Annotated in this window: 13 protein-coding genes; 3 read left to right on the top strand and 10 right to left on the bottom strand. The window is 53.0% G+C overall.

Annotation, left to right across the window (positions count from 1 at the left end; translation table 11 throughout):
* The first annotated feature begins 15 nt into the window (after nucleotides 1-15).
* Both soxA and soxB read left to right on the top strand, forming a co-directional pair.
* Entirely contained in the window at nucleotides 16-900 is an 885-nt protein-coding gene (soxA, locus tag MMC1_RS20000) for a sulfur oxidation c-type cytochrome SoxA (protein WP_011713558.1), read from the top strand.
* A 223-nt stretch (nucleotides 901-1,123) separates the two neighbouring features.
* The gene (soxB, locus tag MMC1_RS09735) at nucleotides 1,124-2,821 is read left to right on the top strand and encodes a thiosulfohydrolase SoxB (protein WP_011713557.1); all 1,698 of its coding nucleotides are present in this window, start codon (nucleotides 1,124-1,126) and stop codon (nucleotides 2,819-2,821) included.
* Nucleotides 2,822-3,370: 549 nt separating this feature from the next.
* Here soxB and MMC1_RS09725 read toward each other — a convergent pair.
* The 7 genes from MMC1_RS09725 to MMC1_RS09690 all read right to left on the bottom strand — a co-directional run bounded on the left by MMC1_RS09725 (nucleotide 3,371) and on the right by MMC1_RS09690 (nucleotide 11,710).
* Nucleotides 3,371-5,620 (bottom strand): methyl-accepting chemotaxis protein, encoded by a 2,250-nt coding sequence (locus tag MMC1_RS09725; protein WP_011713556.1) that lies wholly within the window; start codon nucleotides 5,618-5,620, stop codon nucleotides 3,371-3,373.
* 81 nt (nucleotides 5,621-5,701) lie between these two features.
* On the bottom strand, nucleotides 5,702-6,337 hold the full coding sequence (locus MMC1_RS09720) for a rhodanese-like domain-containing protein (RefSeq protein WP_011713555.1): 636 nt from the start codon (nucleotides 6,335-6,337) through the stop codon (nucleotides 5,702-5,704).
* A 128-nt stretch (nucleotides 6,338-6,465) separates the two neighbouring features.
* Nucleotides 6,466-6,822 carry a hypothetical protein gene (locus tag MMC1_RS09715; protein ID WP_011713554.1) on the bottom strand — a complete coding sequence of 119 codons (357 nt, stop codon included), beginning with the start codon at nucleotides 6,820-6,822 and terminating at the stop codon, nucleotides 6,466-6,468.
* Nucleotides 6,823-6,993: 171 nt separating this feature from the next.
* Nucleotides 6,994-7,668, bottom strand: a complete 675-nt coding sequence (locus tag MMC1_RS09710; protein WP_011713553.1) for a hypothetical protein — start codon at nucleotides 7,666-7,668, stop codon at nucleotides 6,994-6,996.
* A 532-nt stretch (nucleotides 7,669-8,200) separates the two neighbouring features.
* Entirely contained in the window at nucleotides 8,201-8,455 is a 255-nt protein-coding gene (locus MMC1_RS09705; protein WP_011713552.1) for a hypothetical protein, read from the bottom strand.
* A gap of 321 nt (nucleotides 8,456-8,776) precedes the next feature.
* On the bottom strand, nucleotides 8,777-10,669 hold the full coding sequence (locus tag MMC1_RS09700) for a sensor histidine kinase (RefSeq protein WP_041641118.1): 1,893 nt from the start codon (nucleotides 10,667-10,669) through the stop codon (nucleotides 8,777-8,779).
* 303 nt (nucleotides 10,670-10,972) lie between these two features.
* A complete protein-coding gene (locus tag MMC1_RS09690; RefSeq protein WP_011713550.1) occupies nucleotides 10,973-11,710 on the bottom strand; it encodes a response regulator transcription factor in 738 nt (245 codons plus the stop codon).
* A 352-nt stretch (nucleotides 11,711-12,062) separates the two neighbouring features.
* On the opposite strand from MMC1_RS09690, the gene MMC1_RS09685 reads away from it, so the two are divergent.
* On the top strand, nucleotides 12,063-13,859 hold the full coding sequence (locus tag MMC1_RS09685) for a tetratricopeptide repeat-containing sulfotransferase family protein (RefSeq protein ID WP_011713549.1): 1,797 nt from the start codon (nucleotides 12,063-12,065) through the stop codon (nucleotides 13,857-13,859).
* Between the two features lie 139 nt (nucleotides 13,860-13,998).
* Here MMC1_RS09685 and MMC1_RS09680 read toward each other — a convergent pair whose 3' ends face one another.
* The 3 genes from MMC1_RS09680 to MMC1_RS09670 all read right to left on the bottom strand — a co-directional run bounded on the left by MMC1_RS09680 (nucleotide 13,999) and on the right by MMC1_RS09670 (nucleotide 20,257).
* On the bottom strand, nucleotides 13,999-15,693 hold the full coding sequence (locus MMC1_RS09680) for a sensor domain-containing diguanylate cyclase (protein WP_011713548.1): 1,695 nt from the start codon (nucleotides 15,691-15,693) through the stop codon (nucleotides 13,999-14,001).
* Nucleotides 15,694-15,908: 215 nt separating this feature from the next.
* Nucleotides 15,909-19,004, bottom strand: a complete 3,096-nt coding sequence (locus tag MMC1_RS09675; RefSeq protein WP_049757655.1) for an efflux RND transporter permease subunit — start codon at nucleotides 19,002-19,004, stop codon at nucleotides 15,909-15,911.
* Between the two features lie 56 nt (nucleotides 19,005-19,060).
* Nucleotides 19,061-20,257 (bottom strand): efflux RND transporter periplasmic adaptor subunit, encoded by a 1,197-nt coding sequence (locus MMC1_RS09670; RefSeq protein ID WP_011713546.1) that lies wholly within the window; start codon nucleotides 20,255-20,257, stop codon nucleotides 19,061-19,063.
* Nucleotides 20,258-20,326: the final 69 nt, after the last annotated feature.

Here is a 20,326-nt window from a genome sequence, read left to right as displayed (position 1 = left end):
TCGGGGGGAATCAATATGACCAACAAAAAGAGCATGGCGGGGATAACGGGTCTGCTGGGGGCGGCGCTGCTGGCGGGTTCGGCCTGGGCCATGGATGTCACCGGTTATAACCCGGAGATTGATCAAGGGCTCTACAAATACTCAGATAAATTCCGTGAGATGGCGGATTTTCCTCCCAGCGAGGGGGCCATTGAGGATGGTAAGGGCTACTTTAATAAAATGCGTGGCGAGAAGAGCTGCGCCAGCTGTCACGGTGAGGATGGCGAGGCGCTTAAAGGGGTCGGGGCCACCTATCCCAAGTATGATGAAAAAATGGGTAAGCCCAAGCTGTTGCAACACCAGATTGAGCGCTGTCTGACCGAGCAGATGGGGCAGCCGCCGCTGAAGTGGGAATCTCCCGAGCAGGTGTTGCTGGTGACCTATATTAAGGCGCTCTCCAACGGGATGCCGTTGAATGTCAAAACCGATGGTCCGGTGGCAAAGTATGTGAAGATGGGCGAAGCCTCTTATTTTCAGCGTGCCGGTCATTTTGACGTAGCGTGTGTCCACTGCCATGAGACGGCGGCGGGCCACAACATTCGTGCCGAGTATATGTCCGCTCCCAATAACACTGGTATGCACGAGCTGTCAAAGCTGGTGGCTGAGTTGCCCTTGGAGCCTGAGCAGGATCGTCGCAATGCGGCGGGGGCGACCATCGGTTCAGGTTCGGTGGATCACTGGCCCACCTATCGTTTGAAGTGGGGCAAACCTGCCACCATGCAGCATCGTCTGCGCACCTGCAATAAGAACGTGCGGGCCGAGCCTAAGGGTTATGGGGATGATTATTATGTCAATCTTGAGCTCTATTTGGCTTCTCAATCCAATGGATTGCCCATGAACGTTCCCGGTTTTCGGCCTTAATTTTATAAGGCTGCGAGAATCTGGCTGAGTTACCTCAACACGCGGCGGCCAACCCGTACAGCGGTCGTCGCGTGATTTTTTATCAATGGTTGAAGGTTGTTGATCCTGCCAAGCTGTTACATGTAAAAGGATATCAGCGCACCCGATTTGGACACATTAAAAAGATCCAATCGAGGTTTTTTTCGATTAACCGGTGTCTAAACACCATAAGGGGGATTGCGAGATGAGCTTGTCACGTCGCGAATTTATGGAGCTGGGTGCATTGACCGCTGCGACTGTCGTCGCAGGGGCTAGTTCGTTGGGGTATGCCTCGAATCGGGCGGGGTTAGAGAGCCTGTTACGTTTTAAGCCTGAAGGCAAACTAACCTTGATGCACATTGCAGACTGTCATGCTCAACTGCTGCCTATCTATTTTCGTGAGCCCAGTGTCAATATTGGGATAGGGGGGGCAAAAGGGCATCCTCCCCATCTGGTCGGGCATGATTTTCTGAATTATTTTGGCTTTGAAAGCGGTGGTATCGAGGCTTACGCCTATACCATGCTAGACTATATAAAGCTGGCCCATGAGCTGGGTCCTGTAGGTGGTTTTGCTCACTTGGCCACCTTGGTGAAGGCCATTCGGCAGGAGCGCGGGGCAGATAACTGCATTCTGCTGGATAGCGGTGATACATGGCAGGGCAGCTATTCCGCCATGATGACTAAAGGGGCCGACATGATCGAGGCCTGTAACCTGTTGGGGGTCGAGGGCATGACCCCGCACTGGGAGTTTACCTATGGTGCTGAGCAGGTAAAAGCCAATATCGCCAAGCTTAATTTTCCCTTTTTAGCCCACAATGTGGTGGATAGCGAGTGGGAAGAGAAGGTTTTTGAACCCTATCATATCTATGAAAAGGCTGGAACCAAGGTTGCGGTTATTGGTCAGGCTTTTCCATATACCCCCATCGCCAACCCTCGCCGCATGTTCCCCAAGTGGTCCATGGGCATTCAGGAGCAGGGTGTGCAAGAGCAGGTCAACGCCGCGCGGGAAGAGGGTGCCCAGGTGGTGGTATTGCTCTCGCATAATGGTATGGATGTTGATCTGAAACTAGCCAGCCGCGTGACGGGTATTGATGTGATCTTAGGGGGGCATACCCATGATGCCATTCCCAAACCCTCCCAAGTGAAAAATGCCGAGGGAACCACCTTGGTGTGTAACTCGGGTTCCAATGGTAAGTACCTCTCCCGTATGGATCTGGATGTTGCCGATGGCCGCCTTAAAGGGTGGAACTACCGATTGATTCCCGTGGTTTCTAATCTTATTCCTGCGGATGCTGAAATGGCGGCCCTGATTGAACGGGTGCGCCAGCCTTATCTACAGGAGATCAATACGGTGGTGGGTAAGACCGATTCGCTGCTCTATCGCCGGGGTAATTTTAATGGTACTTACGACGATCTGATCTGTCAGGCGCTTAATAGTCAGTTGGAGAGTGAGGTTTCGCTCTCGCCTGGTTTCCGCTGGGGGGCATCGCTGCTACCTGGGCAGGATATTACCATGGATAGCATCTATACCCAGACCGCCATTACCTACCCCAACACCTATCGGCGGCAGATGAGTGGTGAACAGATCAAGACCATTCTTGAGGATGTGGCGGATAACCTGTTTAATCCCGACCCTTACCGTCAGCAGGGTGGAGATATGGTGCGGGTTGGGGGCTTGCGTTACCGCATTAAACTGGGTGAAACCATCGGTAAACGACTGCATGATATCGAGATTGGTGGCAAAAAGATGGAGGCAGCTAAAGCGTACTGGGTGAGTGGCTGGGCCTCCATGGGTGAGGTGGATGGTCCGCCAATCTGGGATGTGGTGCGTAAACATGTGGAAGATAAAAAAGTGATCTCCATTGAACCAGACACCACCACCATGGGTGTGACAGAGAGCTAACCGTTGCGGTTTTAGCCATAGCAGCGTGCGTGGATGGCTCTTCCCCCCTTGCATGGAGCCGCTGGTGCCGCTGTTATGAATCGAAAGTCGGGGTTTCCAATCCCCCCAACCGACTTTTGGTTCACCCCCGACAAAGGCCCCTTCCTTTTTATAGGTAGGGGCCTTTGTGCTTTTGTATGCCAATGTTTGATTCAACCACGCCCCCAACTGGGCTCATACATTGAAAGTCTGGGAAAAAATCCAGAAGGCGGATTGCGCCCAACCCCGCAACGAGCGCCTGCAAGCGAAACAGATCTTTGCAACATAGGCCCAGAAGGCCTATGGCAGCACTCGTTGCTATGTGAAGAGTGGGGAGCGAGCCGAGAAGGTAGGAATCCAGGTAGGGGGGTGCCGTCAGGGGCGGATCGTCGTCGGATCGTGTTGTGCCCGTTGCCTGCTCACCACCCGACACCCTTTGTCGGCGAGGCTAACCAGCCCCCCCATGAGATCATGCTATAGCGTGGGATGAGCTGTCTGAAAATGGCGGGGGGTGTTCCACTGGAGGATATATCAGGTGAACTCAAAGTGACCAGTGGCCTCTTTGAGGATATTGGCGCCCTGTTGCAGGGTGCCGGTTAGCTTCTCCACATCGTTGGACATGCCCTGCAACTCCAGCATGGCCCGGTCCATCTTTTCGCCCAGGCCACGCACCTCGTCAGAACTGGCTGAGAAGCTCTCGGTCTGCACCTTCATCTCCCGGCTCTGGGCTAGCATATGGGAGGCATTGTCGGCGATTCGGTCGGCCTGTTCCACCGCATCGCGCGAGACGCGGACGATCTCGTTGGCACCATCCACGGCCTGCTCGGCGGATTTCGCTACCAGGGCAGCGGTACCCTGTAGGCGTGAAGCGTTGTCGGTCACTGCCCGAGTGGCCTCGGTCACATGGCCCATGGACTGGGTGATCTCGCCGGTTGAACTGACCTGCTGGTCCATGGTTTCGGTGATCTCCGAATTGGCGTTTACCACCGACTGAATGGCACCTACCACTTCATCCATGATTTTCACCACCCCGTTGGCGATGGACTGCACGTCATCCACCTTCTGGCCGATCATCTTGGTGGCATCGGCCGTCTGCTTCGCCAGTTCCTTTACCTCGTTGGCTACAACGGCGAAGCCCTTGCCCGCTTCGCCCGCCCCGGCGGCCTCGATGGAGGCGTTGAGCGCGAGCATGTTGGTCTGTTCAGCGATATTTTTGATCATTTTGACCACATTGCCGATCTCCCCGGCGGCTACCTCCAGCCTGTCCATCTCCCGGTTGGCGCTCTCCACTTTCTTGCTGGCCTTGTCCGACTCGGCGCTGGCGGTGCGGCACTTGCCACGCACCGCCGCCTGGGAGGCATCCAGATCGTTGATGGCTGCGGCCACCCGTTCTACGGCTTCACCTACCCGTTTCAGGTTGCTGTTTACCTCGGCCACGCTTTGGGGCATCTCATTGGCCGCACTGGCCATGCTGCTCACATTGTCACTGGCATGCTCCGATGCTTGGGCCAGCACCTCAATGATCTCCTGAAAAGCATGGGCGGACTCTTCGGAAGAGACAGCCTGTTGCTCGTTCTTGAGTACCAACTGCTGCACCGAGCGGGTTTTCTCGTCCACTTCGGAGATGGTGCTGACCACCTGTTTGATCATCGTGCGTCCCCGGTTGGCACAGGTGTGCAGATCCCCGCGCAACGAGCTGAATCGACCGGTCACCTCGTTGATTTCGATCACCTCTTTGATAATCAGAGCCAGCAGATGGGAGAGTTTGTCCGCCATCAGGTTGGTGCTGCTCATGATACGGCACATCTCGTTGCGGGCGTTGCTGGATACCGCAAAGCGATGGCGCAGATCCCCACTGGACAGGCGGGCCAGTCCATCCAGAGCGATGCTGACCTGATGCTGGAAGGAGCGTTGGAACAGGGTGATGAAGATGGCGGCCACCAGGACCCCCAGAGCGGCCCACATCAGCGCATTGCTCTGGGCACCCATAGCCCGCTGTTGGGCCTCATGGGAGGCATTTTTGGCTTGCTGTGCCGCCTCCTGAACCCCTTTGCGCACGGTGTCGGTGACGGTGCGGGCCTGCTCCTGCATGGCGGTGGAGGTTTCATTGATCACCGCATTAGTGGCCACGATCACATCAAAGGTGGTTCGGTAGGTGTTGACCGCCTTGGCCAGGTCGCCCGCCACAGCATGGCCGGCGCTGTCGCGCAGAAAACGGTCCAGGTAGACCCGCACCGACTTCTCCTGGTCTGCCGTCCTGCCGTTGAAAAAGCTCAGCTCGGCCAGTTGAAACTCACCCAGGGCCTCTTCCAGGCCAGGGTTTTCCAACTCGTAGATCAGTCGTTCGATCTCTTCCCGGTCAGTGGTCAGCTTCTGTTGGGCCTGCTGGCCGTTTTGCTGAGCCTCGACCATGCGCACGAAGGTTTCGCGATATTCCAGGAGTCGGCGCACGAGGGTCTCCGACAGGGTGCCAGAGAAGGTGGCGGCGATCTGCTGGATGCGGCTGATCAGGGGTTCCATGCTGTCTGCTGTTTCCTGATTGCGGGTCAGCAGAAAACGCAGACGCACCGTTTCGGCATTGCTCATAGTCAATGCCACATCGTGCCATTCACTTTTCAATGCTAGAGGACCGCCCTGTAGGCGGGTGTTAAGTTTCTGAACGATGCCAATGGCGGTGTAGTTGTGGCCGATCACGACCAACAGGACCCCCAGTGAGATCCCGAACGCCAGCCCCATCAGCCAGCCGATCTTCCACTGTTTGTGCATCTCAAGGATGGACATGTGTGCGTTGACCTCGAAAGTCGAAAGGTCCTAAGGGGGGAACGATTCGCCGCCCGATGGGGGAGGCGAATCAAGGATCGGTCAGGGTGTGCTCAAAGGCAGACCAGCGTCAACCCAATCCTGAACCCCTCCACGGAAATAGTAGATTTTGCCGGGATAGTTCAGACCCGTCAGGGCCTTGATACCCGTGGGGCTTTGGCCGCACCACCAGCCGTTGCAGAAAGCCACGATGTCCTTACCGCCCAATTTGCGCATCTTAGCCTTGGCCTTGGTCTTCGCGCCGGTTAGGTCGGAGTAGGGCAGGTTGACTGAACCGGGCAGGGTTCCCTTGGCAAACCAGGAGTCAGTGCGCATATCAACGATCAGCATGCTGCCGCTGTTGATGGCATCGGCGTGCTTGGTAAAATCCTCCACCATAAAGGTGTCGGAACCGTCGATCTTCTCTGGTTGCACGCAGAACGGTTTGCATAGGAGGGCCGCTGGATCCTTGAAGGCATCGGGTATCTCGCCATTCCGGTTCTGGCTGACCTGCACACCGTTAAGAGTGAACGGGGCAATGGACACCCCTTTGGCATAATCCTGTTGCGCTGAAGCGACCGCCGCACCCAGCGGCTTGCCGCCGCCGCCCGCCTCTTCCGCTTGGGCGCTACCGCCCCATATTCCCCCTGCGATCATCGCCGCCAAGCCAAAATAGCGTAGTTTTCCAGTCAATTTCATGGTGCGCTCCTCGCTTGTTACCCTTGTCATGCCCCGATTGGTTGTAATGACCGATTTAATTCACCTAATGGATATTTATGGCGTGCTGTGCGCAAAAGTCAAAGGAAAAGTGTATATAAGATATTGCTTTATCTTATATTTTGATATGTATGCAGGTTTGTGTAGGGTAAAAAAATGCCGCCATACCAAAAGCCGGGGGCACCCTCTCCGTTTGTTTTTGGTGGAAGCAACAAAAAAACAAGCGCGACAATCTGACCTCCGCTGCCTTTCATGTGTTTCTTAGCTTCGTCGATCGAGTGCTGCTGGTAATGGAAGATGGCGGCGGCCAATACCGCGCTAGCCCCCCTCGCGCACCTTTTGCAGAAGAGGCTCCCACGCCACGCACCCACTCTTGCCAAGGTGCTCACCGGGATGCTATCCGCGCCATTGACGGTGTAGGTTAAGATCATCTGCATGAGGTCGCTTGCCGAGTAGATCATCAGCATGTTGAAATCAATCGGGTTGCCGATTGACAGATTATTGGCCGGGCTGGTATGGGCAAACCGTTCTCTGGTGTGGTCCAGCCTCGGTCAGGGGATGGCGGCTGGGGTCTTTGGGCTAGGGTTTTTTCTATAGGGGGTTGATGGCTCGTGGGTCTGTTGGGACAGAGAAAAAGATTAGGGGGTCGTGGCGTGTTTAAAGGTGACTTCGTGCACCCTACCGCGCACGCTTTGCACATTCTGCCCGGAGTGGTGCAAGGGAAAGGGGGTGGGGCGATTCCATACGCTGGCGGGTTGTAAAACCCCTTGCGCCTCCTCCATAGGTCCGCTGCTGAGGATGGGCTTTAATATCTCGGTTGCCAGGGGCTGCCCAAGCGGGTTTAAGAGCTCGATCTCGACCACAACCCGGGTGAGGGTTTGTTCCCCACGGTTATGCAGGCCAAATGTCACGGCGGCGGGGCTCTGTTCTGTGGGGGGCAGCCAGCGCAACGCCAACATTTCGATCTGTTGCATGGCGTAGCGCTGCTGGGCCTGTTGCTGGGCCTGTTGTTGTGCAGCGGCTTGCTGTTTACGGTGTTGAATTTGCTTGAGCAGTGCTTGCCGTTTTTCCAGCAAAGCGGCGGGTGAAGGGGGGGGCGGTGGCGCGGCTTGGGGTAAAGAGAGGTTGGGGTAGTGTTGTTGGACAAAGCTCTGTAGCTGTTTGACCTGTTGCTCCAACTGTTCAATGCGCGCTTCCAGAGTGATGGGGGGTGCTACCACCTGCTGTGGCGTTAAAAAAGGGGTTTGCCCTGAGGCCCCGGAAACCCCCAGCAGCAGCGTGCAGAGGGGGGCATAGATAAGGTGTTTGAACATGAGGGCTTCCCTTTCCCAAAGTGCGCTACAATGGAAGACAGAGTGCCCCAAAACGGGGCATCATGGCAATACCTGATGGAGAAGGACTTTACGTTGCGATCTGCCGTGCCACAGGGCGTGTGCTCAAGATAAGTGTGCGTGGTATTTACAAAAAAAAACCGCTGTTAAGCGAGGTTAGACTTCGAACATGTAGCTTTTGCGGGGTGGTATCACACGGTCAGTTTCCGCAGATCCAACACCCCCACGCAAAGACAATATGCCAAAAAGTAGTTCCACCGTCCACCATGGTGTGACTCAGGGCATCAATCTGGGTCGCTGGCAACATGAACCCTCGCGCCAACCATGACGCTGTGAACGTTGCCGGGGCCGTGTGCGGCCTGTTCCAAGCCGCCAAACGGGTTGAACACAAACATCAAAAGCCATCTGGGAAATTCGGGGTTACCCACACAATGTCCGTGTCAAGGGGTAACCACAGCGGCCCATTGGGAATACCCCCTGGCGATTGCCCAAATGGACAAAGTGTAAAAAAACTTTATAGGGCGGGCAGTCTGGGTAGCTGTTTTAACATGGCGCCATAGCGGGTAGGATCAAAATCTTGTCCATGATTGGCCATCATAAACATCTCTTGTTGCAGGACGTTGGCGATAAGGCGTCGTGCCTCGTCGTGCGCATAACCAAATTGGGTTAAGCGCTGATACGTTTCACAGGTTACGGCAGGAGACCCCGCCTCAATTTGGTAATCAACCGTTTTGAGAATGCCATTGTTGACCGCTTGGTTTACGTGCATCTTGCCCCTCCTGTCGTGATGATTATGGTGAAAAATGCAGGATGTCAGGCATGGTGCGACGGATCGTTTTAGAGGTCAAGATGTCTTGCAGGAAAAAGTTATAACAAATTGATATATTAGAATAAATGATAGATCTTAGGGTGCTGGAAAGAGGTTGCAAAAATTCGGGTGAGCGGTCGTTTTTTTTCCTCGATTTGGCACGCTCGCGCGATTAAAAAACAGGCATTTTTTGTGCTGATGTTGTTCATACAAGGGTATAGTGAAAAAACGGGATGGGGGTAAATGTAAAAACTGTGCAACAAAAGCAACAGAAACGGATAATTATTGCCTGTTGTTGGCAACATGCCAAGATTTGGGGTTTAAACTGCCTTGAATGGGCAGTTGAAAACGTACCTGGGTACCCTGCCCAGGTTCACTATGAAAGCTTAAACTGCCGCCATGGGCCTCCACGACGCGGCGAACAATAAAGAGTCCTAAACCGGTTCCGGAGATATGTTGCGTGGTGCGGGTGCGGTAGAACATTTCCCCTAGTTGAGCGATCTCTTCTGGTTTAATGCCAGGGCCTTGGTCTTGGACTTGAATGGTGACATGATCTTCCGCCAGATTGGCCAACACCGACAGGGTGACCTGTGTGGATTTGGGCGCGTAGCGTAAGGCATTAAGAAGGATGTTACGCAAGGCGACTTCCATCATCTCACGATCCACCAATAACTCTAGTTCCTGGTTGGGAATGTGCTGTTTAAGGCGCTTCTCATACAGCTCAAAATCCATGCGTGCTAGGGTATTATGAATAAGTTGCCCCAGCTTTACCGGTTGTTGCTGAAGGGTCAATACCCCATATTTTAAAGGATTGTCAGAGAGAAAACGGTCAATGAGCCGGCCTAAGCGGGCGGTGTTTTCTTGGATACGGAACAGGCGATCATGGCTTTTTGCATCCATGCTGGCCCGCTGATGAATCTGTTCAACCGCTTGTTGAATGCGTTTAAGAGGGGTGTGAAACTCCTGGGAGAGCATGCTAAAAAAACCAATCTGTTCTTTTTGTAACTGTCGCTCTGTATGCATCGCTTGCAAAGCTTGAAAATTGGCTTGGTGAAGATGCTGAATGGTCTGCTCAAGGTCCCTCGTGCGTTGGTTGACGGCATTTTCCACAAGCGCTTTAGCATTGCGAGCAACCATAATACGTTGCTGTTCGGCGTTAATTTTTTCTTTGTTTATGCGCATAAGCTGGAACATGATATGCGCTAAGCTCAACACAAGATGAAGCAAAATTCCCTCTGCGAGGGTGAGTAAAACAGGCTTGTTCAAGGGCCATAAACCCCAACCTATGGCATGTTGCTGGATGAGCGCAACAAACAAAGGGGTAGCACTAAGCAGCACGTACCGTGCGTGATGGGGCAGACCACGGTGGACCAAAGCATAGCCTAAAGCGAAACCGTATAGAATCATGGAGATCCCTTGTAGCAGATCAATCCATACCGCGTGACTTTGCTGTAAGAGATATAAAATCAATGGTAATAGCAAGGCCATGGCAAAGGCGACGGCACGCATTAAACGGTGCAGTTGGGGCGCAAATTGGGTTAGGTTGAGCAGGTGATCCCAAAGCCAGAGGCTCGCCATAATGGTGAGCACACTGGAAACCGCGACCATATTTTCTACCTGGATGGTGGAGGATAGCCACGTGCCAAAGGGCGAAAATAGTGGGGAATAACCGCCATAACTGAGTAGTAAGGTCAAAAGAAACAGGGCATGCAACCGATGACTTGGTTCACGCATAAAGCTGCCCAGTAACAAAATGAGCATAATGATCGAAAGGCTGATACCAGCAAAGATGCCATGATGGAGCATCACTTTGCTCTCACGATTGCGGCTCTCCTGAAGAGGGGTTAACTCGATGTGGATCGGTGTGGTCCAGCGGCTCCGGATTTGTAACTCGTAGAGCGTTAGCGGAGCGGATAAATCGAGAGTTGCGCTAAAATGAACACCAAAAGCGGCACCATCTTTGTGGGTGGGAGTATCACGGTAGGCTTGGCGTTGCCAACCCTGTTGGATATCGTCGTGGTAGAGCGTAATGGAATGGGGCCTTTTGGTAGAAAGGGTTAGTTGCCAGCGGCTTGGAAGATCGGTGGCGCGTAAAAGATGGAAAGGGATCTGCAACACGCCGTTGGTATGAATCGGTGCCTTTAAATAGCGATTGGGCAGGGGATCCTCGTCCATTACGGAAGATGGTCGCAGCAGATGGCTTAAAGGGTTACTACCTGGTTGAGAAAAAATGAAAGATAAGGTGTCGGGGGTTTGTAGTGTTATGGTCTTAGCCAGAACAGGTGTGCTGCACAAGAGTATTCCCAATAGCAGCAGGCAAAGCGTCCGCAGGTAAAAAAAATAAACAGACAAAATAGAGCTCCACATGGGTCATACAGAGCAGTGTGGGCTCTAACGCCTCATACTGGGATAAAAGCGTTGGGGCCGCAGGGTTCCCAAAGGGTGCAAAGTCGAACATACCTTTACAAAAAACAACCCCTATTCTACCACGATAGGGGCGGTAAATGCGTAACCTACGCCATAAACCGTGTCCAATGGGAACGACAGGTTAACCGTTGGTTCGATCTTATTTTTAAGACGGCGTACAAACACATCCATACTACGGCGATTGGTTACGGTATCTTTTTTACCTAAGGCGTCTAGGCAGATTGGTCTTTCAACCGTTTTTCCAGGTGTTTGGCAAAGTGTTAGTAAAAAACGATGCTCACGACCATTCAGTTTAACCGACAAATGGGTTGGGGCGGTTAAAGTCCAAGTAATGGTATCGTAGTGCCACGCCGTGCCATCTGTGGGAGAGAGGGTGGTGGGGTCATCCTCGGGTAAGGGGGTGCTGGTGGACCACTTGGGTAAACGTCGCATAATGCTGCGCAGATTGGCCTCAACCACAGAGAGTTCGGAATCCTTCAATAGGTAGGCATCGGCCCCCGATTGTAGTGAGTCCAACATATGCTGGGTATCGTTCATGCAGGTGAGCATTAAGATCCCCATATTTCCTTCCTGACGGAGCTCACGGGTCAGGGCAATGCCATTATCATCGGGCAATAGGATGTCCATGACAATCAGATCAGGTTGGTTTTCTGCGAGGGCGCGATGCATCTCCTGAGCACTTTTCGCACCTCGGACCGAAAAGCCACGCGCATCTAAAAAATCCATGAGATCTTCTAAAAGGTCAGGATCATCCTCGACAATCAATACCGTGGGTTTTAGCGTTTCCATCTTTCTCTATCAATCTTCAGGGTTAGGGGGTCAAAACCCGCACATGGGTGTGTCATTATGTAACTAGATTGAGTCTAACCCATATTGGCGTAAATTCGAATGTTCCTTCTCACATAAGTGCAATTGGTAAGAATGTGAGTAGGATTTTTATACACTCCTCATTCCTTATCATAATGTAATTTCATGATAAAGCAATAGAGTTGGCAAAATTTAAATGCCTATTTATCAATACCCAGGTTTTAATGGGTTTGTGGTTACGAATAAAAAAAGCTTTCGTCCCCCCTCCGACAAAATAGATGGCTGGAAAATTGCAAAAACCTCCGTACAGCCCCTATAACGTGAGGTGAGTAAGATGACCCTTATGCCAAAACTGCCCGAAGATGTTCAAGCCTTGTCTGCTCAGCAGAGCGCCCTAACCCATGCAGTTGAGGCCATGCAAAATGGGGATGTGGGAACCGCATTACGTGTCTTGCAAGAGCTCTGCACACGCTGGCCAGAGAGCCTGCAAGGCTGGAAATATCTGGCCATTGCCTTGGATGGTGCCGGGCAGAATGAAATAGCCGAAACCGTCTATGAAAAAGTGTTAAGCCAGACCCCCTGGGACCATATGTTGTTGCACAGTTATAGCGGCATGTTGGGGGTTATGGGGCGTTACGAACAGGCCATTGAGGTCATTCGTAAAGCAATCGCAGTCACGCCACAACTCGAATACCGTCAGCACTTGGTTGCGATGCTCTTTAACGGGGATTTTTTGGATCAGGCTCAAATGGAGCTTAATAGCTTGTTGCAAGGAGCGTGTGATCTAGATGTTTGTCTTTATTATCAAGCGCGTATTCAACATCAACAGGGCTTGTATGAACAGGCGCTCCAAAGCTATCAAGCGCTCACCACTATTGCGCCACGACATGTTTTGGGGATCATCCATAAAGGCATTGCCCTAAAGGATCTGGGCGACCTAGAGAGCGCGGTGGCGTGTTACCAGTGGGCGCTACAGATAAATCCCCAGCAACCAGAAGGGTGGGTTAATCTCGCGGTGACGCTGGAGCGTCTTAATCGTTTGGAAGAGGCGCAGCAGGCCTTGGAAACCGCATGGAATCTGGTGCCTAATAACCCTTTGTTACGTTTGGTCAAAATCCGCCTATACCGGCATGCTCAACGGTTTGATGATGCCTTGGCGGAGCTTGAGGCGTTTAAACGCGAATCCCTGGCGTTGATCCATAAAAAAGAGTTGGCCTTTGAAGAAGGGGCAATTTTTGCTGCCTTGCAGGAAACATCTGCCGCTATGCGCGCCTTTGCCCGTGGTCATCAATTGGCATATGCCGCGTTAAGTGCAGAGCAGCAAGAAGAGAGCTTTCAATTTTTAATGCAGTTGAAAGATAGAGCGGCCTTAATCGAACAGGCGCAAGTTGCCACAGATGGCCCCTCTACCGAGGCTTCCCCTATTTTTTTCCTGGGTTTCCCCTGTTCTGGGAGTAGTCTGCTCAGCAGCTTATTGGATAACCACCTGAGTTTATCCTCCATGCTAGAAAAATCCAGCCTTGCCGTCGTGTGGGAAAAATTGGTTCAAGAGCATGGTCTAAACGAGCGGCATATGGGGCAACTCACTCCCGCTTTGCGTGCCCTTGGTCGGGAATACTACTGGCAAGCATGCGGTGTCACCCCGAATGCCCCTGCACAGTGGCTAGATAGCATGCCCCTGAATGTGCTCTATCTGCCCCTTTTGGTCCAACTGTTCCCCAACGCCAAGAGTGTGTTGCTGGTACGCCATCCCTATGGGGTGTGTCTAAGCGCATATATGCAGGATTTTCAGCATAATCCAACAGTTGCACAGTTCCATGAGTTAGGCACCGCAGCGACCCTGTATAGTGAGACGATGGATTTTTGGTGCCAAGCACAACACCGCTTTGCGTTGCAGCCCTATACGGTACGGTATGAGGATTTGCTCAGTGATGCCACCCCCGTACTGCAACCGCTGTTGGCCTATCTAGGCCAACCCTGTGATGATGTGGCGACGTTGGGGGAAGCCCTATCCCTCTCTATGCAGCACCCTGCCACCCATCATTGTGACTGGCAGGCTTATGGACCCTATCTACACGCCGTGCAAGCCCCCTTGCAACGCTGGTTATCCTACTGGGGGTATGACGCCTAAAGGGTACTCTACCAACGGATGGGTAAATGGTTAAATGGCTGGATGGCGTATGGGATGGAGAGCACCCTTTGCCTGTCACGATCCATAAAAAAGGGAGGCCATACTGGCCTCCCTTTTTTATGGATCGTGACGCAATCTCTTAATGGGGGGTTTGTTTGGCTTCAGAAGCGTAAACCACTTTATTTCGTCCCTGCTCTTTAGCCACATAAAGGGCCGAATCGGCGGCACGCACCATGGCATCGGGCCGGGTGATCGAAAGATCGGGATAGCTTGCCACACCGATGCTTATGGTCACTCTTAGGCCGTCAACTTCCTTCTCTGCCACCCGTTCACGCAAGCGGTCTGCAACTTTAATCGCGCCGTCAGCATCGGTGTTGGGCAGGATAACAAAAAACTCTTCACCGCCGTAACGACAGGGATAATCAATGTTGCGGAAATAGGATTTCATCTCTGCGGCCAGAGCGATGAGCACATGGTCGCCCTGCTCGTGACCATAAGTGTCGTTAAACTTTTTAAAGTGATCGACATCCAGCAGCAAGATGCTAAGGTTTAAACCATAGCGTACAGCTCTTTTAAGCTCTTCATCCAGCAGTTCATCCATACGGCGCCGGTTAATCAACTTCGTCAGGCCATCGGTGGTTGAAAGTTCCCGTAGCTGCTGTTCGAGGCGTTTTTCATCGGTAACATCCAGGATCAGCGCGGCTGAGCCAATGGGTTCGCCATGGTCATCCTTAATGGAACGCACGTAAAGATTAAGCACCCTTTGTTTATAAACAACGGTTTCCGGCATTTCAAAACCACCGGTCTCTAAAAAGGTACGGATATAGTCGGGATCATCAATCAGTTGGAAAAAGCCCTCGCCACGGATTTCATCATCGGTTTTGCCAAGGATACGCTCAGCGGAGGGGTTGACCAAGACCACATCCCCATCGGGATTGGTGACAATCATGCCCTCTTTGGCACTGCGGATGATGGTTTGCAGTTTGTTTTGCTCACTCTCTAATCCGCGATAGGTGTTTTTCAATTCACCGATCATGCGGTTAAAGGTTCGGGCCATATGGGCAAGCTCATCATTACCCGTCTCGGGCACATTTTGTTCCCAATCCCCTTTGGAGATGCGGTCCATGGCATTGCTGACATCTTTAATGGGCCGTACCACAGAACTTTTAATCAGCAAGTAGGTTAGCAGAAAGACCACCAACAGTGCCAAAATCATGATAATCACAGCACCATAACGGGTCTCCTGAATATCATTATGTACAGCGTCTAAGGTGGTGGTTAAACAGAGCACACCACGGGCTTTCTCCTCTTCCATATGGCACGCTTGGCACTGATCACTGGTATCAATGCGGGACCAATAGGTGAGGGTGGGCACACCAGATGCGTCGGTGGTATATTTGGGCAACGTCCCCTTTTGTAAAATTTCTTGAATATGGTCTGCGGCAATCGGTAAGCGAGCGTCGACCGCTTGCCGATCAGAATGCAGCAAAAAGGCCTCTGGATTATCCAGCTTTTGATTAACTTTTTGGATGGTGGTGTTGTCTGAAAAGGCAGCATGACCATCCAGCCGGTAGATGCGAAAATCGACGATACCTGGTACTTTTGCCAAGTCATTGGCGAATTGTTGTGCTTCATCCGCTTGCCCAGAGAGCATGACCGTTTGTAAGGATTGGCTGACAGAATGAGCCAGAACACCCATGGTACGCTCATTTTGAGCCATAATACCGTTTTCTTGATGACGCAGGAAAAAAAACATCTGCACCAACAAACCAACCAGCACAGCGAGGCCAACTAAAACAAGAATGCGGGTACCAATACTGCGGAAGTTTAGCATTATGTAAGCACTCTAAGATTTGTGTGATATTGGCATATTTTCCCATCGTTCGGGGGGGGGGCCCGTTCTTGATGGGAAACCTTAGCTTAACATACGAAGTCAGGCATCGAATAAATCGCGCTAATTATAGGTGAATCAGTTTCTTTTTGCACGGATTACTCGACATAAAAGTTTCTTTGTTAATGTTGCGCCTTCCAGCAAGAGGCGACTCGCCTTTAATTTAGTGCGGTTTGGGGGGTGGATGGGGTTAAGATTAGGTAGAGCACCGGGACCAATACCAACACCACAAAGGTAGCAAACAGTACCCCAAAACCCAAACTTAGCGCCATAGGAATTAAAAAACGTGCCTGCACAGACGTTTCAAAAATCATAGGGGCCAACCCCACAAAGGTGGTCAGTGAGGTCAGTAAGATAGGGCGCAGACGCTGGATACCCGCATGAATCACGGCTTTATAAGGTGAGAGCCCTCTCTCCCTGGTGCGGTTGGCCTCGTGAATTAATATCAAAGAGTCGTTTACCACCACACCCGAGAGGGCAATCATACCCAACATACTGACCATGCTTAAATCATAATCCATGACCATGTGGCCGGCTACCGCGCCCACAAACCCCATGGGAATAACAGACATGATAATCAGGGGTTGACGATAGCTGCCAAAGGGAATCGCCAATAAAGCGTAAATCACCACCAACGCCAATAGATAGTACCGCCGCAGCGTGGTAAAGGTATCATCCCCCTCCTGTTTGGCCCCCACGAAGCGGGCTGTCAGGGCAGGATACTGTTTTTTCAGTTGGGGTAATAGGGTGAGGGTTAATTGCTGCATGGCCAACCGAGGTGAGCGTACCCCAGGGGCCAGTTCACCAGAGATATTAATCACCCGTACCCCTTCTTCTCGCACAATGGTGGTGGGGGCGCTACCTCGTTTAAACTGGGCGAGCTGATAGAGGGGGATCATCGCCCCTTGTGGGGTCTGGATTAACATCTCGCGCAGATCCAGCTCACTGCGGCGTTGCTGGGGTGGATAACGGACCATAATACGCATCTCTTGCCGATCGCGTTGTTCCCGCACGGCTTCGGCACCATAGATGGCGTGGCGCAACTGTTCGGCCAGATCTGCGGCGGTGATACCGTAGCTGCTGGCCATGGGGGTAAGGGTAAAGTCGAGCTGGGGTTTGCCTGCCGAAAAAGCACTCTCCACATTGACCAATTGATCCATCTGCCGCATCTGCTGTTCCAACTGTTGCGAGGCGGCCTCCAGCACCTGTAAATCCGGGTGTGAGAGCTCCACATCCACATCGGCCCCCGCGCCGGGGCCAATGGTGTAGTGAAAGCTCAGCGCCACAATCTCTGGGGGCATGGGCTGCATGGCCCGCCGCCACGCAGCGGCAAATTGGGAGGCGCTCACCCCGGTTAAGGCAATATCTTTAAGATGCAGCTCCATCGCCACCAAATGGCTGCCGCTGCTGGCTAAGGCGCTATTGTGCCCACCGCCGCCGCTGGCGGCTTCGCCCACGCGGGTAAAAAGGCCCTCAATCAGCTCCGCATCCCCTAAATCCTGGGCCGCTTGGCGGGCTGCTGCTTCGAGCCTTTGCTGCATGTCGAGGGTTTGTTGAAAGGGGGCATCATGGGCCAAGCGTAGCGAGGCGCGCACATCGTCATCTTCCACTTTTGGGAAAAAATTAAAGGCCACCACCCCTCCCGTCACCAAGGCGATGGAGAGTCCAAAAAGCACCATAGAGAGTGCCACTACACTCCAGCGATGCCGCAGGCTAAAGAGCAACAGCGGGCGGTAGCGCCCAAGGGTAAAGCGCTGTAAGGCACGACTCATACCCGCGCGACTAGAGCGGCGCAGGCTCTCCACATTCAACCCTGCCGTGTGGGCCAAGTGGGCGGGCAGAACGTAGATGGATTCTAACAATGAAAAGAGCAACACCAGGATCACAATGGCGGGAATCAGATAAAAAATCTTGCCCAGGGTGCCCGGCACAAAAAAGAGCGGCATAAAGGCCGCCATGGTGGTCAAAATAGAGAAGGTGACGGGAATCGCCATCTGCTGGGCACCGGTGATGGCCGCTTGATAGGTTGATACGCCACGCTGCATGTGGGCATAGATATTTTCACCGACAACAATGGCATCATCGACCACCAAGCCCAGGGTCACAATAAAGGCAAACAGGGTGACCATGTTAATGGAAAGATCCGCCCCCGGCATGACCAAAAACGCCCCTAAAAAGGAAAAGGGTATGCCAACCGCCACCCAGGCGGCCAACCGCAAATTTAAGAAGAGAGCCAGTACCATCAAAACTAAAACCAGCCCTAACGCAGCGTTTTTTAACAATAATTGAATGCGGTCTTGCAGAATTTCAGAATTATCCTTCCAGGTATCCACCCCAATGGTGGGGGGCAGGCTTTGGCGTAGATTTTGAGCATACTGCTTAACCCGCTCACTGACCCCGGTGGGGGTCTCTTTACCAACCCGATAGGCGGTCAGGCGTAGGGCCGGTACCCCGTTAAAAAAATAGGCCTTCTCTTCATCTTCCTGATAGCCATCACGCAGGGTGGCGATTTCTCCCAGCCGCACGGTGGCCCCTTGGTTGTCCTCAGCCACCACCATATCTGTCAGTGCTGTCCCTTGAGTGCGTCGTTCAGTTAGACGAATAAGGGTATCGCCACGGCTGTTTTTTAGGGTGCCTGCGGGGCGTTCTAAGCTAGTTTGGGCAATTCTGGTGGCCACATCCCCCAACGATAAACCAAGGGACTCCAACCGGTTGCTGGGGATCTCGATGTGAACTTCGGGATTGGCTAAGCCACTCAATACCACTTGCGTGATACCCGAAATGCGCAATAGATCCTGTCGGACTCGCTCAGCAATGGCGTGTAAATCGCCCATGGGAACCTTACCTGACAGGATAAGATCAATCACCTGGCGCTTGTTCATCACCCGTTTGACGACGGCTCGCTCGGCTTCATCGGGGAAGGTGGTGATGCGGTTGATCTCGCTCTGCACATCCGCCAAAATGCGGTCGCCATCCACATCCCGCTGCAACTCTAGGCTGATACTTGCTAAACCCTCCGCCGCCTGCGAGGCCACGCTCTTGACCCCTTCTAATCCCTGCACCGCCTCCTCAACGGCCAGCACAATGCCTTGTTCCACCTCGGCGGGGCTGGCACCTGGGTAATCAACGGTGATCACCACCCGATCCAGATCAAACTCAGGAAAGATCTCCTGTTTGCTCTCCATCAAACCCAGCATGCCACCCACAATCACCACCAACATAAAGAGGTTGGCAGCAACCGGATTACGTACCATCCAGGCAATACTCCCCCTTTTTTGGGAGAGAGAGGCGGATGCCGTGGATGGGGGTATCATGGTTGTTGCCCTTGGGTAGACAACGCTGTGGATTGCGTCACGCTGACAGATTGCCCTTCAACCGGTAGGGAGAGGGGGCTGGTGACCAGCAGCAAGGGCTTTTGTCCGGCCTCGGTTAAGGTGGTATACCAAACCTCTCCCTGTTGCCATAGGGGATGTATCCCATAACTACGCAGTGTGGGATTTTGCAACGTTTCTACGGTCCAAATGCGGTCACCATTATGGCGAGCCTGGGGCGGTATGGCATAGATATGAGGTTGCAGTTGTCCGGTAAATTGCGCTTGCACAAAGCTGCCGGGCAGCAATAAGGTGCCGCGGTTTTGCATGGGATTGTCCAATTGGGCAAGCAGCACCAAGCGCCGAGTTGGTGCGAGCAACTCGCCAACAAAACCGGTTAATTGGGCCACGCTTGGCGGGGCTTGTAAGTCGTGGGCGGGGCGCAAAAACAGCTTGGGACCCTCTCCCAGCTTGAGCTTATTTTGATCCAGCAGAGCAAACTGGCTGGATGAAATGGGCAGATGTACCAAAAAACGCTGGCTATCCAGCAGGCGCGCGATCTCCTCTCCTGCTTTAAGCCATTGGCCCATGGCGACATCCTTGCTGACGACCAAGGCATCAAAGGGGGCATAAAGTTTGGTGTAGCTCAACTCTTGTTGGGCTTGGGCCAACTCGATACGGGCCATCTCTAATTTTTGCCGCACCACACCCAAATGGGGCAGTCGCAAGGCTAGGTCAGAGGCTTGCTCAACCTCCCCCAGACGTAATACCGCCCAATCCTGTTTGGCGATCTTTTGCCGACCGGCTTCAATCTCTAACTCCAGCTCAGCGGTACGGGTGCGGGCCTGTTGGGCTTGTAGATGCAGCCGTGCCTCCCGATCTTCCAAAGAGAGCAACAAGGCCCCTTGTTTAACCGCTCCGCCCAGCTTTAAAGCGGGGCTTATGTAGGCCACTCGCCCCTGAATGCGAGTCATGAGACGCAGCTGGCGGTCGCTGCGCACCTCGCCATGCAAGATGATCTGGGGGGCTTGCCAGCTTGGCTCCACACGCTGCACCGTAACCACAGGCTGGGCTTGCAGCGAGCTGGGGGTCGGAGGCAGGCGGTCCATGCTGCCGATCAAACGAATGCCCCATGCACCACCGGCTAAAATAAGCAGGGGGAACAGTAGAGTGCGTAGAGCTTTTAAGCGGTTCATGGGCCAACCTAGAACGTCATTTGATAAGAACGTGAGCAAAGTGTCAGGCTCGTGGCAGCACCCATGAGC

The organism is Magnetococcus marinus MC-1 (assembly GCF_000014865.1).
GTDB lineage: Bacteria > Pseudomonadota > Magnetococcia > Magnetococcales > Magnetococcaceae > Magnetococcus > Magnetococcus marinus.
Note: the sequence above shows the minus strand (reverse complement) of the source record. Positions and strands in the feature narration are given on the sequence as shown.

Bases quoted from the DNA above. Each gene is read 5' to 3' on its own strand.
- MMC1_RS09680 (WP_011713548.1), bottom strand. From the start codon at position 15,693: ATGCTAAACTTCCGCAGTATTGGTACCCGCATTCTTGTTTTAGTTGGC.
- MMC1_RS09670 (WP_011713546.1), bottom strand. From the start codon at position 20,257: ATGAACCGCTTAAAAGCTCTACGCACTCTACTGTTCCCCCTGCTTATT.
- MMC1_RS09725 (WP_011713556.1), bottom strand. From the start codon at position 5,620: ATGTCCATCCTTGAGATGCACAAACAGTGGAAGATCGGCTGGCTGATG.
- MMC1_RS09700 (WP_041641118.1), bottom strand. From the start codon at position 10,669: ATGGACGAGGATCCCCTGCCCAATCGCTATTTAAAGGCACCGATTCAT.
- MMC1_RS09685 (WP_011713549.1), top strand. From the start codon at position 12,063: ATGACCCTTATGCCAAAACTGCCCGAAGATGTTCAAGCCTTGTCTGCT.
- MMC1_RS09705 (WP_011713552.1), bottom strand. From the start codon at position 8,455: ATGCACGTAAACCAAGCGGTCAACAATGGCATTCTCAAAACGGTTGAT.
- MMC1_RS09690 (WP_011713550.1), bottom strand. From the start codon at position 11,710: ATGGAAACGCTAAAACCCACGGTATTGATTGTCGAGGATGATCCTGAC.
- soxB (WP_011713557.1), top strand. From the start codon at position 1,124: ATGAGCTTGTCACGTCGCGAATTTATGGAGCTGGGTGCATTGACCGCT.
- MMC1_RS09675 (WP_049757655.1), bottom strand. From the start codon at position 19,004: ATGGTACGTAATCCGGTTGCTGCCAACCTCTTTATGTTGGTGGTGATT.
- MMC1_RS09710 (WP_011713553.1), bottom strand. From the start codon at position 7,668: ATGTTCAAACACCTTATCTATGCCCCCCTCTGCACGCTGCTGCTGGGG.
- MMC1_RS09720 (WP_011713555.1), bottom strand. From the start codon at position 6,337: ATGAAATTGACTGGAAAACTACGCTATTTTGGCTTGGCGGCGATGATC.
- MMC1_RS09715 (WP_011713554.1), bottom strand. From the start codon at position 6,822: ATGCTGATGATCTACTCGGCAAGCGACCTCATGCAGATGATCTTAACC.
- soxA (WP_011713558.1), top strand. From the start codon at position 16: ATGACCAACAAAAAGAGCATGGCGGGGATAACGGGTCTGCTGGGGGCG.